Here is a 13,788-nt window from a genome sequence, read left to right as displayed (position 1 = left end):
CGGTGCGCCTGTTACGCGACTTCGGCGATCAGCTCGATCTCGACGCACGCGCCGAGCGGGATCTGCGCGACGCCGAATGCCGAGCGCGCGTGCTTGCCCGCGTCGCCGAACACTTCGGCGATCAGTTCCGACGCGCCGTTCGTCACGATGTGCTGCTCGGTGAAGTCGAGCGTCGAGTTCACGAGGCTCATCAGCTTGACGATGCGCGTGACCTTGTTCAGGTCGCCCGTGTGCGCGTGCAGCGTCGCGAGCAGGTCGATCGCGATCGAGCGTGCGGCCGCCTTGCCGTCTTCCGTCTGCAGATCCGCGCCGAGCTTGCCGGCCCAGACCTTGCCGTCCTTCTTCGCGATGTGACCCGACAGGTAGACCGTATTGCCGCTTTGCGCGCTCATCACGTAGGCGGCGGCCGGTGCGCCGGCGGTCGGGAGCTCGATGCCGAGCGAATTCAGTTTGTCGTAGACGTTAGCCATGCGTTCGATTCCTCGTAGAGAGTCGTGACAGGAAAAATGGGATCAGAGGCGCTCGCGCAGCAGCTTGCCGAGCCGCGCGACGCCTTCCTCGATCTTCTCGGGCGGCACCGTCACGAACGACAGGCGCAGCGTGTTCTGCTGCGCGTTGTCTGCGAAGAACGGCGCGCCCGGCACGAAGGCGACGTGGTTGTCGACGGCCGCGGCGAGCAGCTTCATGCTGTCGATCTGCGCGGGCAGGTTCACCCAGATGAACATCCCGCCTTCCGGGCGGTTCCACGTGACGCCTTCCGGCATGTGGCGCGCGAGCGAACCGAGCATCGCGTCGCATTGCGCGCTGTACAGCTCGCGGATCGTCGGGATGTGCTCGTCGAGGAAACCGTCCTTGATCACTTCGTGCGCGATGCGCTGCGTGAGCGTCGGTGTGTGCAGGTCGGTGGCCTGCTTGGCCTGCACGAGCTTGAAGTGGAGTTCCTCGGGCGCAATGATGTAGCCGATCCGCAGGCCCGGTGCGAGCACCTTCGAGAACGTGCCGAGGTGCACGACGTGGTCGGGCGCCATCGACAGCATCGTCGGCAGCGGCTCGCCCTGGTAGTTGAGCGCGCCGTACGGATCGTCTTCCAGCACCGGGAACGGGCTCGTCTGCGCGAACGCGGCGAGCGCGCGGCGGCGCTCGACGGGCAGGCGGCGGCCGGTCGGGTTCTGGAAGTTCGGCTGCGCGTACAGCAGGCGCGCGCCTTGCGTGAGCTCGGGCGTGAGGCCTTCCGGCAGCAGGCCCTGCTCGTCGGTCGGCACCTGCACGTAGCGCGGCTCGTACAGCGAGAACGATTGCAGCGCGCCGAGGTAGGTCGGGGTTTCGACGAGGATCGGGCTGCCCGGATCGACGAGCGCCTTGCCGAGCAGGTCGAGCGCCTGCTGCGAGCCGGTCGTGATCAGCACCTGCGACACGCGCACGCTGTAGCGCTCGGCGATCCACTCGCGCAGCGGCAGGTAGCCTTCGGTCGCGCTGTACTGGAGCGCGGCGGCCGGCGCATCGCGCAGCACGCGATCGGCCGCGGCGCGCATGCGTTCGGCCGGGAACGTCGAGGGGGCGGGCAGGCCGCCGGCGAACGAGATGACCTCGGGGCGTTCCGTGATCTTCAGGATCTCGCGGATCGCAGAGCTCGTGAGCTTGCGGGCGCGTTCGGAAAGCTGCCAGTGCGGCGGATGCAGGTCGCTCGGATTCATAGTCTCCTCGTTCGGATATCGTGGTCAGTCAAGAAAGGTCGTTCGGGCGGATCGCTTCGACGCTGCCGGGTGGGCGAGCGCGAGCGCGATCGAGCCTTCGCGGCTGGGTGGGCAAAACCGATCAGGCAAAACAAACATTATGGCGCACCTGTTCAGCCGGCGCGAGCCGGTTGCGCGGTGGTGGCGACCGCCGAGCGGCGCCCGAGCACCACGGTGGCGATCACGGCGGCCGCGAACAGCCACGTCGACGACGTGACCGTTTCGCCGAACAGCAGCGCGGAAAATGCGATCGTGAAGAAAATCTGCAGCAGTTGCACCTGGCCGACGCGCGCGATGCCGCCCATCGCGAGCCCCGCATACCACGCAAAAAAGCCGATGAACTGCGAAAAGAGGGTCACGTAGTCGAACGCGAGCCAGGTACGCAGCGCGAGCGGGCCCGGATGCGCGGCATGCTGCATCCACGCGAGCCAGCCGACCGGCAGCACGAGGAACGGCGCGGACACGACGAGCGCCCAGCAGATCACCTGCCAGCCGCCGATCTGGCGCGCGAGGCGCGCACCTTCCGCATAGCCGAGCGCGCCGATGCCGACCGCGACGAGCATCAGCGCGTCGCCGGCCTGCACGGTGCCGCCGCCGTCGCGCAGCGCGAACGCGATCACGAGCGCGCTGCCCGCCACCGCGCTGGCCCAGAACGCCTTCGACGGCCGCTCGTGCGACAGCCATGCCGCGTACAGCGCGACGAACAGCGGCTGCAGCCCGTTGACGACCGCGCCGTGCGACGCCGGCACCGATTTCATCGCCCATGCGGAGAACACCGGATACGCGATGATCACGCCGGCCGACGTGATCGCGAGGCTTTTCAGTTGCGCGCGGGTCGGCAGCGCCTCGCGGCGCCACCACAGCAGCAGGCCGGCCGGCACGGCGGCGGCGAGTGCGCGGCCGAGCCCGTTGAGCAGCGGATTGAGTTCGGAGACGACGATACGCGTCATCGGCAGCGTCAGGCTGAAGATCATCACGCCGATGAGGCCGAGCAGCATGCCCCGGGTTTCGCGCGAATTCATGTCGTGGGTGTCTCCGTATTGCAGGGTTGGGGTAATCGAGGGCGGCGGCGGGGCGTTCAGCGCAGCGTGCGCGGGCCCTGCGGCGTGTCGAATTCGGCGACCAGCGCGGGTGGGCCGTCGGCGGATTCGAGGTCGATCAGGTGGGCGGCGCCGAGCCAGTCGAGCTGCTCGCGGATGAGCGCCGCGCGCGGATGGGCGCCCTTGAGCGCTGTCAGCGCGATGCTGTCGGGCGGCAGCGATTCGGCCGGGTGGCGCGGGCTGTCCCACTGAATCAGCGACGGCACGAGGCCGTCGCCCGAACCCTGCCACGCGGGAAATGCGCCGTCGTCGGGCACCGTGAGGCCCCAGCTCAGGTCGCCGCGTCGCATCGCGACCACGGGCGGGATGCGGGCCGGGTACTGGCTTTGCCACAGCGCGAGCTGGCGCGGGCGGTCGACGCGCGCCACCCAGTGCGCGAGAAACGGGCCCTGCGCGAGCCGTGCGTGCATCGCCGGATCGTCGAGCCCGAACAGCCGCGCGCGCGGCGGCGTAGCGGCGTCGTCCGGGCCGGGCGCGTCGGGGTCGATCGCGATCACTTCGAGGTAGAGCCCGCCCCATGCGCCGAACAGCGCGTTATGGGTGCGCATCAGCGGGTGCCGGCCGCCGCCGGCCGGTTCGATGCCGAGCGCGTCGGCGACATGGCGCACGCCGTCGTCGAGCGTGCGCGCGGCGATCACGAGATGGTCGAGTGTCAGGGAGCGGGCTGGCATGAACGTCGGTCGGGGAGCGAAAGTGTCATGGTGGGTGGGCGATGTGCCGGGCGGTTGTCGGACCGGCCGGCGCACGGGCCGCGACGCAGGCCGGCCGGCGCGGCTCCAGGTGCAGCGGGGCCGGAACGGCGGCCGCACGGTCGCCATTCCGGTCAACTGTAATCGTCGATACCGGCACAGTAACGGTACAATCGGCGCGATAGCCTTCGGTACAGTTGGAGTTGCCGCCCCATGTCCACCGTTCCCCTTGCCCAGATTCCTGCGCCGCACGATACGGCCACGCTGACGCTCGTCGACCAGCTTGTCCAGTGGGCACGGCGACGCATCGACGAGCGCGTGTTCCGGCCCGGCATGCGGATGCCGTCGATCCGCAAGCTCGCGCTCGACAAGAGCGTGTCGCGCTTCACCGTCGTCGAGGCGTACGAGCGCCTCGTCGCGCAGGGCTACCTCGACTCGCGGCGCGGCTCGGGCTTCTACGTGCGCGAACGCACGGCCGGCCCGCAGCCGGCCGACAGCGTGGCGCGCGTGTCCGAGGCCGCGCCCGTGCACAACACGATCGACGTCGTCTGGCTGCTGCGCAACATGCTGCACACCGTCAGCCCGGAAAAGGGGCCCGGTCTCGGCTACCTGCCGGGCCGCTGGCTCGACGGCGAGCTGATCACCGGCGCGCTGCGCGCGCTCGGGCGCCAGTCCGGCGCGCAGATGCTCGGCTTCGGCACTGCGCAGGGCTTCCTGCCGCTGCGCCAGCAACTGCAGACGCGCCTCGCCGAGGTCGAGATCGGCGCGACGCCCGACCAGCTCGTGCTGGTATCGGGGATCACGCAGGCGATCGACCTGATTTCGCGGATCTACGTGCGGCCCGGCGATGCGGTGATCGTCGGCGATCCGGCCTGGTTCCAGATGTTCGGCCGCTTCGCGTCGCAGGGCGCGCAGCTCGTCGGGATGCCGTACACGCCGGACGGCCCCGATCTCGACACGCTCGAGACGCTTGTGCAGATGTGGCGGCCGAAGATGCTCGTGATCAACTCGGTGCTGCAGAACCCGACCGGCACGTCGCTGTCGGCCGCGCAGGCGTTCCGGATCCTGAAGCTCGCGGAGGCCTACGACTTCCTCGTCGTCGAGGACGACGTGTACGGCGACCTGTGCCCGCCGAGCTATCCGGCCACGCGCCTCGCGAGCCTCGACCAGCTGAAGCGCGTGATCTACCTCGGCAGCTATTCGAAGACGCTCGCGGCGAACCTGCGGGTCGGCTACGTCGCGTGCGCGCCGGAGATCGCGAAGGCGGTCACCGACCAGAAGATGCTGGTCGGGATGACGACGCCCGAGCTCAACGAGCGCGTGCTTTACAAGATCCTGACCGAAGGGCATTACCGGCGTCATGTCGAGCGGCTGCGCGCGCGGCTCGACGGCGTGCGCGACAAGACCGCGCGGATGCTCGAGCGCACGGGGCTCGGGCTCTTCACGATGCCGGCGGCCGGGATGTTCCTGTGGGCCGACACCGGCGTCGATTCGGACGCGCTCGCGGCGGTCGCGCACGAAGCCGGCTTTCTGCTGACGCCCGGCAGCCTGTTCTCGCCGCAGCAATCGCCGTCGACGTGGATGCGCTTCAACGTCGCGAACTGCGGCGATCCGGCTCTGCCGGGGTTGCTTGCGCGCTATATCGACTCGGCCGTGCGACGGGCGCCGTGACGCGACGGGGCACGCCGGCCCTTGAAATCGTGCGCGCCGTCCCCAGATACGCGCGCAAACCGCTTGCGCCAGGCGGTCGCCCTTCACGGGCTTGCCGGCATCGCGCGCCGGGCGCCTGCGTCACATCATTCAAGTTCAAGTAAGAGGAAACAGCATCCATGGCACACGAAACGATGAGCTTTCAGGCAGAGGTCAAGCAACTCCTCCATCTGATGATTCATTCGCTCTACAGCAACAAGGAAATCTTCCTGCGCGAACTGGTGTCGAACGCGTCCGATGCGGCCGACAAGCTGCGATTCGAAGGGCTCGCGGACAACGCGCTGTACGAGAACGATCCGAACGTGCGTATCCGCATCGGCTACGACAAGGCCGCGCGCACGATCACGATCGACGACAACGGCATCGGCATGAGCCGCGACGAGGCGATCGCGAACCTCGGCACGATCGCGCGTTCGGGCACCAAGGAATTCTTCACGAAGCTGTCAGGCGACCAGCAGAAGGATGCGGCGCTGATCGGCCAGTTCGGCGTCGGCTTCTACTCGGGCTTCATCGTCGCGGACAAGATCACCGTCGAGACGCGCCGCGCGGGGCTGCCGGCAAGCGAAGCCGTGCGCTGGGAAAGCGCGGGCGAGGGCGATTTCACGATCGACGCGATCGAGCGCGCGCAGCGCGGCACGACCATCACGCTGCACCTGCGCGAAGGCGAGGACGAGCTGCTGTCGTCGCACCGCCTGCAGTCGATCGTCCAGAAGTACTCCGACCACATCGCGCTGCCGATCCTGATGCAGAAGGAAGAATGGGATCAGGAAAAGGGCGAGATGGTCTTGAAGGACGAGGACGAGACCGTCAACCAGGCGAGTGCGCTGTGGACGCGTTCGAAGAGCGACATCACCGACGAGCAGTACACGCAGTTCTACCAGCACATCGCGCACGACCACCAGGATCCGCTCACGTGGACGCATAACCGCGTCGAGGGCCGCAGCGAATACACGCAACTGCTGTTCGTGCCGTCGCACGCGCCGTTCGACCTGTGGAACCGCGATTATCGCGGCGGCCTGAAGCTGTACGTGAAGCGCGTGTTCATCATGGACGACGCCGAGCAGTTGCTGCCGCAATACCTGCGCTTCGTGAAGGGCGTCGTCGATTCGGCTGACCTGCCGCTGAACGTGTCGCGCGAGATCCTGCAGGAAAGCCGCGACGTGAAGGCGATCCGCGAAGGCGTGACGAAGCGCGCGCTGTCGATGCTCGAAGAGCTTGCCAACGCGGAAGAGGATGCCGGCAAGGAGCAGTACAAGACGTTCTGGGGCGCGTTCGGCCAGGTGCTGAAGGAAGGCCTCGGCGAGGATCACGCGAACCGCGAGCGCATCGCGAAGCTGCTGCGCTTCGCGTCGACGCACGGCGACACCGATGCGCAGGACGTGTCGCTTGCCGACTACGTGTCGCGCATGAAGCCCGAGCAGAGCAAGATCTACTACGTGACGGCCGACGCATGGCAGGCCGCGAAGAACAGCCCGCATCTCGAGGTGTTCCGCAAGAAGGGCGTCGAGGTGCTGCTGCTGACCGACCGCGTCGACGAATGGATGCTGTCGTTCCTGCAGGAATTCGACGGCAAGCCGCTCGCGAGCGTTGCGCGCGGCGACCTCGATCTCGGCGAGCTGAACGACGCAGAGAAGAAGGCGCAGGAAGAAGCGGGCGAGGCGATCAAGCCGGTCGTCGAGAAGATGAAGGAAGCGCTCGGCGACAGGGTGAAGGAAGTGCGCGTCACGTTCCGCCTGACCGATTCGCCGTCGTGCCTCGTCGCGGACGACAACGACATGAGCGGCTACCTGCAGCGGATGCTGAAGGCGGCCGGCCAGAACGCGCCGGCGATGCAGCCGATCCTCGAGATCAATCCCGAGCACGCGCTCGTGAAGCAGTTGAAGGCCGACAGCGCCGATTTCGGCGACTGGTGCCATCTGCTGTTCGATCAGGCGCTGCTGGCCGAGGGCGGCATGCTCGACGATCCGGCGAGCTTCGTGAAGCGGACCAACGCGCTGCTGCTGTCACGGGCCGCGTGAACGCGCGCATGCGATTCGACGGCGGTCAGGCCGGCTGGCGCGAGACGCCGCGGCCCGGCTGCACGCTCGACCAGCGCGACTGGCTGACGCGCGGCGGATCGCTGACCGCGCATCTCGCGCGGCTCGGCCGCGTGAACGTACGCGTGACGCGCGAGGCCGTCGACTGTCCGTGGTTCGACGAGCATGCGGCCGTCGCGCGCGCGCCGCGTGCGCCGATGTGGGTGCGCGAGGTGATCCTGTCGGTCGACGGCACGCCGTACGTCGCCGCGCACAGCCTCGCGCCGCTCGCCGCGAGCAAGGGCGTGTGGCAGGCGATGCGGCGGCTGCGCACGCGGCCGCTCGCCGAGCTGTTGTACAGCGATCCGCAGGTCGAGCGCTCGGCGCTCGTCAGCCGGCGCGTGATCGCCGGTCATCCTCTGTACACGCTCGCGAGTCATGCACTCGGCGGCGTGCGCGCGCCGCACGCGTTCGTTGCGCGGCGCTCGGTGTTCCAGCGTCACGGCGAGCCGTTGATGGTGACGGAGTGCATGCTGCCCGCGCTGTGGCGGCATCTCGCGGTGCACGGCGATGGGCCGCGAACGGGCGGGTACGGCGGGGACGCGTGATGTTGCGGGGTTTTCCGCCGATCGTCGGGGCGAATACGCACACGATGATCCTCGGCAGCTTTCCGGGCGAGGCGTCGCTCGATGCCGCGCAGTACTACGCGCATCCGCGCAATCAGTTCTGGCGCTTGCTCGGCACGGTGCTCGGCGAGCACGGGTTGCACGAGCTGGCGTATGACGCGCGGCTCGAACGCGTGCTGACGCACGGGATCGGCATCTGGGACGTGCTCGCCGCGTGTCATCGCGATGGGAGTCTCGATTCGGCGATTCGCCATGCGAAGCCGAATGATTTCGATGCGTTGCGCGAACATGCGCCGTTGTTGAAGCGCGTGTGCTTCAACGGCAAGACGGCGGGGCGGTTCGCCGACGTGATCGGCGCGGCCGGGTACGAGACGCTGGTGCTGCCTTCGTCGAGCCCGGCGAATGCGATGCTGTCGTTCGAGCAGAAGCTGGTGCAGTGGTGGGGGATTTGCGGCTGACGTTGGCATGAGCGCCGGGGAGGGGCATTGCTCCCGACGCTCAATCGTCCTTGCCCCATCTCCATCCGGGCTTCTCGCCCTTGATCCAGCACACGGCGATCAGCATTGCGGATAGCACCACAATGCACGCGCCGTACGCGAACGGTGATTTGTGCGGTGGCAGCAGCCACGCACTCGCGACGATCCCGATCACGAACAGCAGCAGCACGAGCCAGCCCTGCCACGCGATCGGCAACCCCCATCCCCATCCGTAGCGCTTGGCCGGAAACCAGATCTTCTTGTCGTTCGAGGCCATGTGGTCCCTCGTCGTCTGACGGTTGTGACGCGGGCGTTCAGTCAGCGAGCTTGCCGCTGGCGGTCACGCATCGCATCGAGCCGGCGTTCCAGCCGTTCGAGTACGTCGGACGACGAAACATACTGACCCGTGTGCATTGCGCTGTCGCGGGATGCCAGGCCGCGTGCAATGAACTCGCTTCGAAGCTGTCGACGCTCGATGCCTTCACGGATTGATTGCTCGACGAAGCTCGACAGCGTTTCGCCGTCACGCAGGACGCGTTCGGCAGCGCTGAGCAGTTCCGGCTCGACGTGGATGGATGGAAAAATGGCGGTCTTCATCAGGCAACTTCCTCCAACACGGTTGCGATGCATTATCGTTCACGCCGAGCGTGGTTGCACGTTGGCCGATCAACGGAGCGTAACGGTGGATCTGTCTCCAACAGCCGCCACCTCCCGCCAATGCTATCCTCTCGTCCGCCAAAACCAGCTTCACCGAGCGAGATTCACACATGACCCGACTGATCAAGCGCGCGTCCGCCGAGGCGCGCGCGTTCAAGCACGCCAAGCCGTCCGCCTACAACGGCTCCGAAAAACTCCAGCCGCCGCGCGTCAAGCGCCGCCCTGAAATCGACGAACACGACGATGTGCCCGTGCTCGAAGCACCGCGCAAGCCGCGCTTCGCGCCCGTCACGTTCTCCGAAGAGGGCGGCGTACGCTTCCTGCATTTCGGCACCGAATGGGTGCAGGGCGCGATGCGGATCTCGAAGCCGCTGCATATCGAGCTCGAATACGCGCAACAGATGATGGCGTGGCTGCTGTTCCTCGAAACACCCGAGCGGGTCGTCCAGCTCGGGCTAGGCACCGGCGCGCTGACCAAGTTCGCGCACCGCTTCCTGCCGCACGCGAAGGTCGAGGCCGTCGAACTGAACCCGGCCGTGATCGTTGCCGCGCGCACGATGTTCGCGCTGCCGCCCGACGACGCGCGCCTCGCCGTGCACGAAGCCGACGCGTGGGATTTCGTCAACGATCCGGCCAACCGCGGCACGACCGGCGCGATCCAGATCGACCTGTACGACGCGACCGCGCGCGGCCCCGTGCTCGACAGCGTCGGGTTCTACCGCGCGGTGCGCGGCTGCCTCGCCGACGCAGGCATCGCGACGATCAACCTGTTCGGCGATCATCCGAGCTTCGTGCGCAACATGAAGCACCTGAACGCCGCGTTTGATCAGCGCGTGATCGCGCTGCCCGAGGTGCACGACGGCAACCGGATCGCGATCGCGTTCTCGGGCCCCGCGCTCGATGTGCCGTTCGCGCAGCTCGACGTGCGCGCCAGGCTGATCGAGGACACGCTGAAGCTGCCCGCGCGCAAGTGGGTGAAAGCTTTGAAAGAAACGACCGGCGCACGCGACGCCTCGTTCGCGATCTGACGCTTCATGCACCGGCGGCATGCCGGTGCAACCGCGCGACAAGGGGCGGATCACCTCGGGTTCGCCCCCGCTTGACCGCGTGCTCGCGGCTTCTATACTGGCGCGAAGCCAGGGGGGCCGCAGCTTACCCGTTTTGCCGCTCCTCTCGCCGCCGTACCCGCTCAACAAGATCGATAACCGGGAAAGATGAGGAGACGTCATGGCTCACGATGCCGACGCCAACCGGGCCGCCAAGCGCTGGCTCTGGCTGCTGGTGCTGCCGCTGATCGCGATGGTCTGGGTGCCGTCGTACAGCAAGATCGAACCGCAATGGTTCGGTTTTCCGTTTTTCTACTGGTACCAGCTGCTTTGGGTCTTCATTAGCGCGATCATCACCGCGTTCGTGTATTTCAAGACCAAGAACGCATGGAAGGCGAGCGGCCCGCAGGGAGGTGCACGATGAATCTCGGCGCAACCTTCGTCTTCGTCCTGCTTTTCATCGGCGTCACGATCATCGGCTTCCTGGCCGCGAACTGGCGGCGCGGCGATCTCGCCCATCTCGACGAATGGGGCCTCGGCGGACGCCGCTTCGGCACCATCGTCACGTGGTTCCTGCTCGGCGGCGACCTCTACACGGCGTACACGTTCGTCGCGGTGCCCGCGCTCGTGTTCGGCGCCGGCGCGATGGGCTTCTTCGCGCTGCCGTACACGATCCTGATCTATCCGTTCGCGTTCGTCGTGTTCCCGAAGCTGTGGAGCATCGCGAAGCGGCACGGCTACGTGACAGCCGCCGACTTCGTCAACGCGCGTTACGGCAGCCGGATGCTCGCGCTCGCGATTGCGGTGACGGGCATCCTCGCGACGATGCCGTACATCGCGCTGCAGCTCGTCGGCATCGAAGTGGTGATCGGCGCGCTCGGCTTCGATACGACCGGTTTCGTCGGCGACCTGCCGCTGATCATCGCGTTCGCGATCCTCGCCGCGTACACGTACACGTCGGGGCTGCGCGCGCCCGCGATGATCGCGATCGTGAAGGACATCCTGATCTACATCACGATCGCCGCGGCGGTCATCGTGATTCCGGCGAAGCTCGGCGGCTTCGGGCACATCTTCGCGAGCGTACCGCCCGCGAAGCTGCTGCTGAAGGCGCCGGACGCGGCGAGCCTGAACGGCTACAGCGCGTACGTGACGCTCGCGATCGGCTCGGCGCTCGCGCTGTTCCTGTATCCGCACTCGGTTACGGCCATCCTGTCGTCGTCGTCCGGCAACTCGATCCGCCGCAACATGGCGATGCTGCCCGCGTACTCGTTCGTGCTCGGCCTGCTCGCGCTGCTCGGCTACATGGCGCTCGCGTCGGGCGTGAAGGACATGCCGCAGTACGCGCCGTACTTCAAGGCATTCGGCCCGAACTTCGCGGTGCCCGCGCTGTTCCTCGAGTATTTCCCGTCATGGTTCGTCGGCGTCGCGTTCGCGGCGATCGGCATCGGCGCGCTGGTGCCGGCGGCGATCATGTCGATCGCGGCCGCGAACCTCTATACGCGCAACATCCACCGCGAGTTCGTGAACCGCAACATGACGCACGACCAGGAGACGCACGTCGCGAAGCTCACTTCGCTGATCGTGAAGGTCGGCGCGGTCGCGTTCATCCTCGGGCTGCCGCTGACCTACGCGATCCAGTTGCAACTGCTCGGCGGGATCTGGATCATCCAGACGCTGCCCGCGATCGTGCTCGGCCTCTACACGCGCGTGCTCGACCATCGCGGCTTGCTGGCCGGCTGGGCGGCCGGCATCGTGTGCGGCACGTGGATGGCGGTGTCGCTGAAGCTCGCGAGCTCGATCTTCACGATCCACCTGTTCGGCCTCGCGATTCCCGGCTACGCGGCGGTGTGGTCGCTGATCGTGAACCTGGTGGTATCGGTGGCGGTGAGCGTGCTGGTACGCGTGATGGGCATGGCGCATGCGGAGGATCGCACGCGGCCGGAGGACTATTTCGACGTTGTCGAGGGTTGAGACGGACGACGCGCGGCAATGAAAACGCCCGCCACCGCGAGGTGGCGGGCGTTTTTTCGGCGTCAGCCCTGCGCGCGCTTTGCGAGATCCTCGCGCTGCGACAGGTCCTCGACGTTGATCATCCAGTGCACGCCGAAACGGTCCTTCGCCATCCCGAAGCCGAGCGCCCAGAACGTCTTGCCGAACGGCATCGTCACTTCGCCGCCGTCGGCGAGCGCATTGAACAGCTTCTGGCCTTCTTCGACCGTCGCCGGGTTCAGCGACAGCGAATAGCCGGCGTGCGTGCCGCCGGGCTGGCTGCAGTCGCCGTCCGAGCACATGATCATCGAGTCGCCGATCGTGAAGCTCGCATGCATCACCTTGTCGGCCATCTCGGGCGTGATCGGGTGTTCGGGATTCGGCGGCGCATCCTTGAACTGCATCTTGAACATCGTCTTCGCACCGAGCGCCTTTTCGTAGAACTGAAGGGCTTCGTCGGCGCGACCGTAGAACGTCAGGTACGGTTGAACTTGCATCGTTGTCTCCTGTGATGGGCCGAGCCAACGCGTCGGCGCGGGTTCGGCGTCGTGCAAGATTGACTGGGAAAGGGCATGCCGCGAGGCGGACGGCGCACCCGTGACGTGGATTGTAGTGCGCGCGCTTGACGATGGAATGAAAAATAAAACGGCCGCGAACGCAAGGTTCGCGGCCGTTTGCAGCGCGTCTGCTGACGGCTGTTGTCAGCGTTGCTGACAGCCGCTGACGCGAAACCCGCTTCAGCGCAGCGCGTCGATCAGCTTCTCGAGCTTCACCGCATCGGCGGCGAATACGCGGATGCCTTCGGCGAGCTTTTCGGTCGCCATCGCTTCGTCGTTCAGCTGGAAGCGGAACGATGCCTCGTCGATCGCGACGCGCTCGGACGGCTTGTCCTGCAGCGATTCCGGCGACAGCTTGCGCGAAACCGTCTCGTTGCTGTCATGCAGCTTCTGCAGCAAATCGGGACTGATCGTCAGCAGGTCGCAGCCGGCGAGCTCGGTGATCTGGCTGGTCGTGCGGAAGCTGGCGCCCATCACTTCGGTCTTGTAGCCGAACGTCTTGTAGTACGTGTAGATGCGGCGCACCGACTGCACGCCCGGATCGTTCGCGCCGCCGTCCTTCGCTTCATCCCATTCCGCGCCCGCCTGCTTCTTGTACCAGTCGTAGATGCGGCCGACGAACGGCGAGATCAGCTGCGCGCCGGCGTCCGCGCATGCGGCGGCCTGTACGAGCGAGAAAAGCAGGGTCATGTTGCACTTGATCCCTTCCTTCTGCAGCACCTCGGCCGCGCGGATGCCTTCCCACGTCGACGCGAGCTTGATCAGGATCCGCTCGCGGCCGATGCCGGCGGCTTCATACAGCTTGATGAGCTCGTGCGCCTTGTCGACGGAGCGCTTCGCGTCGAACGACAGGCGCGCGTCGACCTCGGTCGACACGCGGCCCGGGATCAGCTTCAGGATCTCGGTGCCGAACGCGATCAGCAGGCGGTCGATGATGAAGCCGGTGCTTTCGTTGCGATGATCGCGGACGGTTTTCTCGAGGATCGGCTTGTACGCATCCTTCTGGACGGCCTTCAGGATCAGCGACGGGTTCGTGGTCGCGTCCTGCGGCTTGTATTGCGCAAGCTGCTGGAAGTCGCCCGTGTCGGCGACGACGGTCGTGTACTGTTTCAGCTGGTCGAGTGCGGTAGTCATGGCGATTCGGAAGAAGGGCGCGGGGCGCCGGGTTCTCACGGGCCGCGCGAGCGCGG

The 13,788-nt window shown here is 66.9% G+C and carries 15 protein-coding genes; 7 read left to right on the top strand and 8 right to left on the bottom strand.

Translation table 11 applies throughout. The features are described from left to right. Positions 1-11 precede the first annotated feature (11 nt). The 4 genes from CUJ89_RS13025 to CUJ89_RS13010 form a co-directional block, all read right to left on the bottom strand. Positions 12-470: a RidA family protein gene (locus CUJ89_RS13025; RefSeq protein ID WP_114177677.1), complete on the bottom strand. Its 459-nt coding sequence runs from the start codon at positions 468-470 to the stop codon at positions 12-14. A gap of 42 nt (positions 471-512) precedes the next feature. Then, positions 513-1,694, bottom strand: a complete 1,182-nt coding sequence (locus CUJ89_RS13020; protein WP_114177676.1) for a PLP-dependent aminotransferase family protein — start codon at positions 1,692-1,694, stop codon at positions 513-515. Positions 1,695-1,846: 152 nt separating this feature from the next. Further along, a complete protein-coding gene (locus CUJ89_RS13015; protein ID WP_114177675.1) occupies positions 1,847-2,755 on the bottom strand; it encodes a DMT family transporter in 909 nt (302 codons plus the stop codon). 56 nt (positions 2,756-2,811) lie between these two features. Continuing rightward, on the bottom strand, positions 2,812-3,504 hold the full coding sequence (locus CUJ89_RS13010) for a VOC family protein (protein WP_114177674.1): 693 nt from the start codon (positions 3,502-3,504) through the stop codon (positions 2,812-2,814). Between the two features lie 231 nt (positions 3,505-3,735). Between CUJ89_RS13010 and CUJ89_RS13005 the strand changes: the two genes are divergently transcribed. The 4 genes from CUJ89_RS13005 to CUJ89_RS12990 all read left to right on the top strand — a co-directional run bounded on the left by CUJ89_RS13005 (position 3,736) and on the right by CUJ89_RS12990 (position 8,331). Next, positions 3,736-5,193, top strand: a complete 1,458-nt coding sequence (locus CUJ89_RS13005; protein ID WP_114177673.1) for a PLP-dependent aminotransferase family protein — start codon at positions 3,736-3,738, stop codon at positions 5,191-5,193. Between the two features lie 158 nt (positions 5,194-5,351). Continuing rightward, a complete protein-coding gene (gene htpG, locus CUJ89_RS13000) occupies positions 5,352-7,250 on the top strand; it encodes a molecular chaperone HtpG (RefSeq protein WP_114177672.1) in 1,899 nt (632 codons plus the stop codon). 8 nt (positions 7,251-7,258) lie between these two features. Beyond that, a complete protein-coding gene (locus tag CUJ89_RS12995; protein WP_114178601.1) occupies positions 7,259-7,855 on the top strand; it encodes a chorismate--pyruvate lyase family protein in 597 nt (198 codons plus the stop codon). Then, complete coding sequence (locus tag CUJ89_RS12990; protein WP_114177671.1) at positions 7,855-8,331, top strand: DNA-deoxyinosine glycosylase; 477 nt, start codon at positions 7,855-7,857, stop codon at positions 8,329-8,331. The genes CUJ89_RS12995 and CUJ89_RS12990 overlap by 1 nt, the downstream gene beginning before the upstream one ends. Positions 8,332-8,371: 40 nt before the next feature. On the opposite strand, the gene CUJ89_RS12985 is transcribed toward CUJ89_RS12990, so the two are convergent. Together CUJ89_RS12985 and CUJ89_RS12980 are read right to left on the bottom strand one after the other, a co-directional pair. Then, on the bottom strand, positions 8,372-8,626 hold the full coding sequence (locus CUJ89_RS12985; protein ID WP_114177670.1) for a hypothetical protein: 255 nt from the start codon (positions 8,624-8,626) through the stop codon (positions 8,372-8,374). 41 nt (positions 8,627-8,667) lie between these two features. Beyond that, on the bottom strand, positions 8,668-8,946 hold the full coding sequence (locus tag CUJ89_RS12980; RefSeq protein ID WP_114177669.1) for a YlcI/YnfO family protein: 279 nt from the start codon (positions 8,944-8,946) through the stop codon (positions 8,668-8,670). Positions 8,947-9,116: 170 nt separating this feature from the next. Here CUJ89_RS12980 and CUJ89_RS12975 point away from each other — a divergent pair, with 170 nt between their 5' ends. The 3 genes from CUJ89_RS12975 (at position 9,117) to mctP (ending at position 12,023) form a co-directional block, all read left to right on the top strand. Continuing rightward, entirely contained in the window at positions 9,117-10,034 is a 918-nt protein-coding gene (locus CUJ89_RS12975) for a spermidine synthase (RefSeq protein ID WP_114177668.1), read from the top strand. A 199-nt stretch (positions 10,035-10,233) separates the two neighbouring features. Continuing rightward, a complete protein-coding gene (locus CUJ89_RS12970) occupies positions 10,234-10,476 on the top strand; it encodes a DUF3311 domain-containing protein (protein WP_114177667.1) in 243 nt (80 codons plus the stop codon). Beyond that, a complete protein-coding gene (gene mctP, locus CUJ89_RS12965) occupies positions 10,473-12,023 on the top strand; it encodes a monocarboxylate uptake permease MctP (RefSeq protein WP_114177666.1) in 1,551 nt (516 codons plus the stop codon). The genes CUJ89_RS12970 and mctP overlap by 4 nt, the downstream gene beginning before the upstream one ends. 62 nt (positions 12,024-12,085) lie before the next feature. Here the strand turns inward: mctP and CUJ89_RS12960 are convergent, their stop codons facing one another. Further along, a complete protein-coding gene (locus CUJ89_RS12960) occupies positions 12,086-12,538 on the bottom strand; it encodes a VOC family protein (protein ID WP_114177665.1) in 453 nt (150 codons plus the stop codon). A 240-nt stretch (positions 12,539-12,778) separates the two neighbouring features. Beyond that, the gene (tal, locus tag CUJ89_RS12955) at positions 12,779-13,732 is read right to left on the bottom strand and encodes a transaldolase (RefSeq protein WP_114178600.1); all 954 of its coding nucleotides are present in this window, start codon (positions 13,730-13,732) and stop codon (positions 12,779-12,781) included. Between the last annotated feature and the right edge of the window lie 56 nt (positions 13,733-13,788).

This window comes from Burkholderia pyrrocinia, assembly GCF_003330765.1.
In the GTDB taxonomy this organism is placed as follows: Bacteria; Pseudomonadota; Gammaproteobacteria; order Burkholderiales; family Burkholderiaceae; genus Burkholderia; species Burkholderia pyrrocinia_B.
This window is presented reverse-complemented; position numbering and strand designations above follow the sequence as displayed.

What these genes read in the sequence shown, in the direction of transcription:
- CUJ89_RS13025 (WP_114177677.1), bottom strand. Translation starts at nt 470, where the DNA reads ATGGCTAACGTCTACGACAAACTGAATTCGCTCGGCATCGAGCTCCCG.
- CUJ89_RS13020 (WP_114177676.1), bottom strand. Translation starts at nt 1,694, where the DNA reads ATGAATCCGAGCGACCTGCATCCGCCGCACTGGCAGCTTTCCGAACGC.
- CUJ89_RS13015 (WP_114177675.1), bottom strand. Translation starts at nt 2,755, where the DNA reads ATGAATTCGCGCGAAACCCGGGGCATGCTGCTCGGCCTCATCGGCGTG.
- CUJ89_RS13010 (WP_114177674.1), bottom strand. Translation starts at nt 3,504, where the DNA reads ATGCCAGCCCGCTCCCTGACACTCGACCATCTCGTGATCGCCGCGCGC.
- CUJ89_RS13005 (WP_114177673.1), top strand. Translation starts at nt 3,736, where the DNA reads ATGTCCACCGTTCCCCTTGCCCAGATTCCTGCGCCGCACGATACGGCC.
- htpG (WP_114177672.1), top strand. Translation starts at nt 5,352, where the DNA reads ATGGCACACGAAACGATGAGCTTTCAGGCAGAGGTCAAGCAACTCCTC.
- CUJ89_RS12995 (WP_114178601.1), top strand. Translation starts at nt 7,259, where the DNA reads ATGCGATTCGACGGCGGTCAGGCCGGCTGGCGCGAGACGCCGCGGCCC.
- CUJ89_RS12990 (WP_114177671.1), top strand. Translation starts at nt 7,855, where the DNA reads ATGTTGCGGGGTTTTCCGCCGATCGTCGGGGCGAATACGCACACGATG.
- CUJ89_RS12985 (WP_114177670.1), bottom strand. Translation starts at nt 8,626, where the DNA reads ATGGCCTCGAACGACAAGAAGATCTGGTTTCCGGCCAAGCGCTACGGA.
- CUJ89_RS12980 (WP_114177669.1), bottom strand. Translation starts at nt 8,946, where the DNA reads ATGAAGACCGCCATTTTTCCATCCATCCACGTCGAGCCGGAACTGCTC.
- CUJ89_RS12975 (WP_114177668.1), top strand. Translation starts at nt 9,117, where the DNA reads ATGACCCGACTGATCAAGCGCGCGTCCGCCGAGGCGCGCGCGTTCAAG.
- CUJ89_RS12970 (WP_114177667.1), top strand. Translation starts at nt 10,234, where the DNA reads ATGGCTCACGATGCCGACGCCAACCGGGCCGCCAAGCGCTGGCTCTGG.
- mctP (WP_114177666.1), top strand. Translation starts at nt 10,473, where the DNA reads ATGAATCTCGGCGCAACCTTCGTCTTCGTCCTGCTTTTCATCGGCGTC.
- CUJ89_RS12960 (WP_114177665.1), bottom strand. Translation starts at nt 12,538, where the DNA reads ATGCAAGTTCAACCGTACCTGACGTTCTACGGTCGCGCCGACGAAGCC.
- tal (WP_114178600.1), bottom strand. Translation starts at nt 13,732, where the DNA reads ATGACTACCGCACTCGACCAGCTGAAACAGTACACGACCGTCGTCGCC.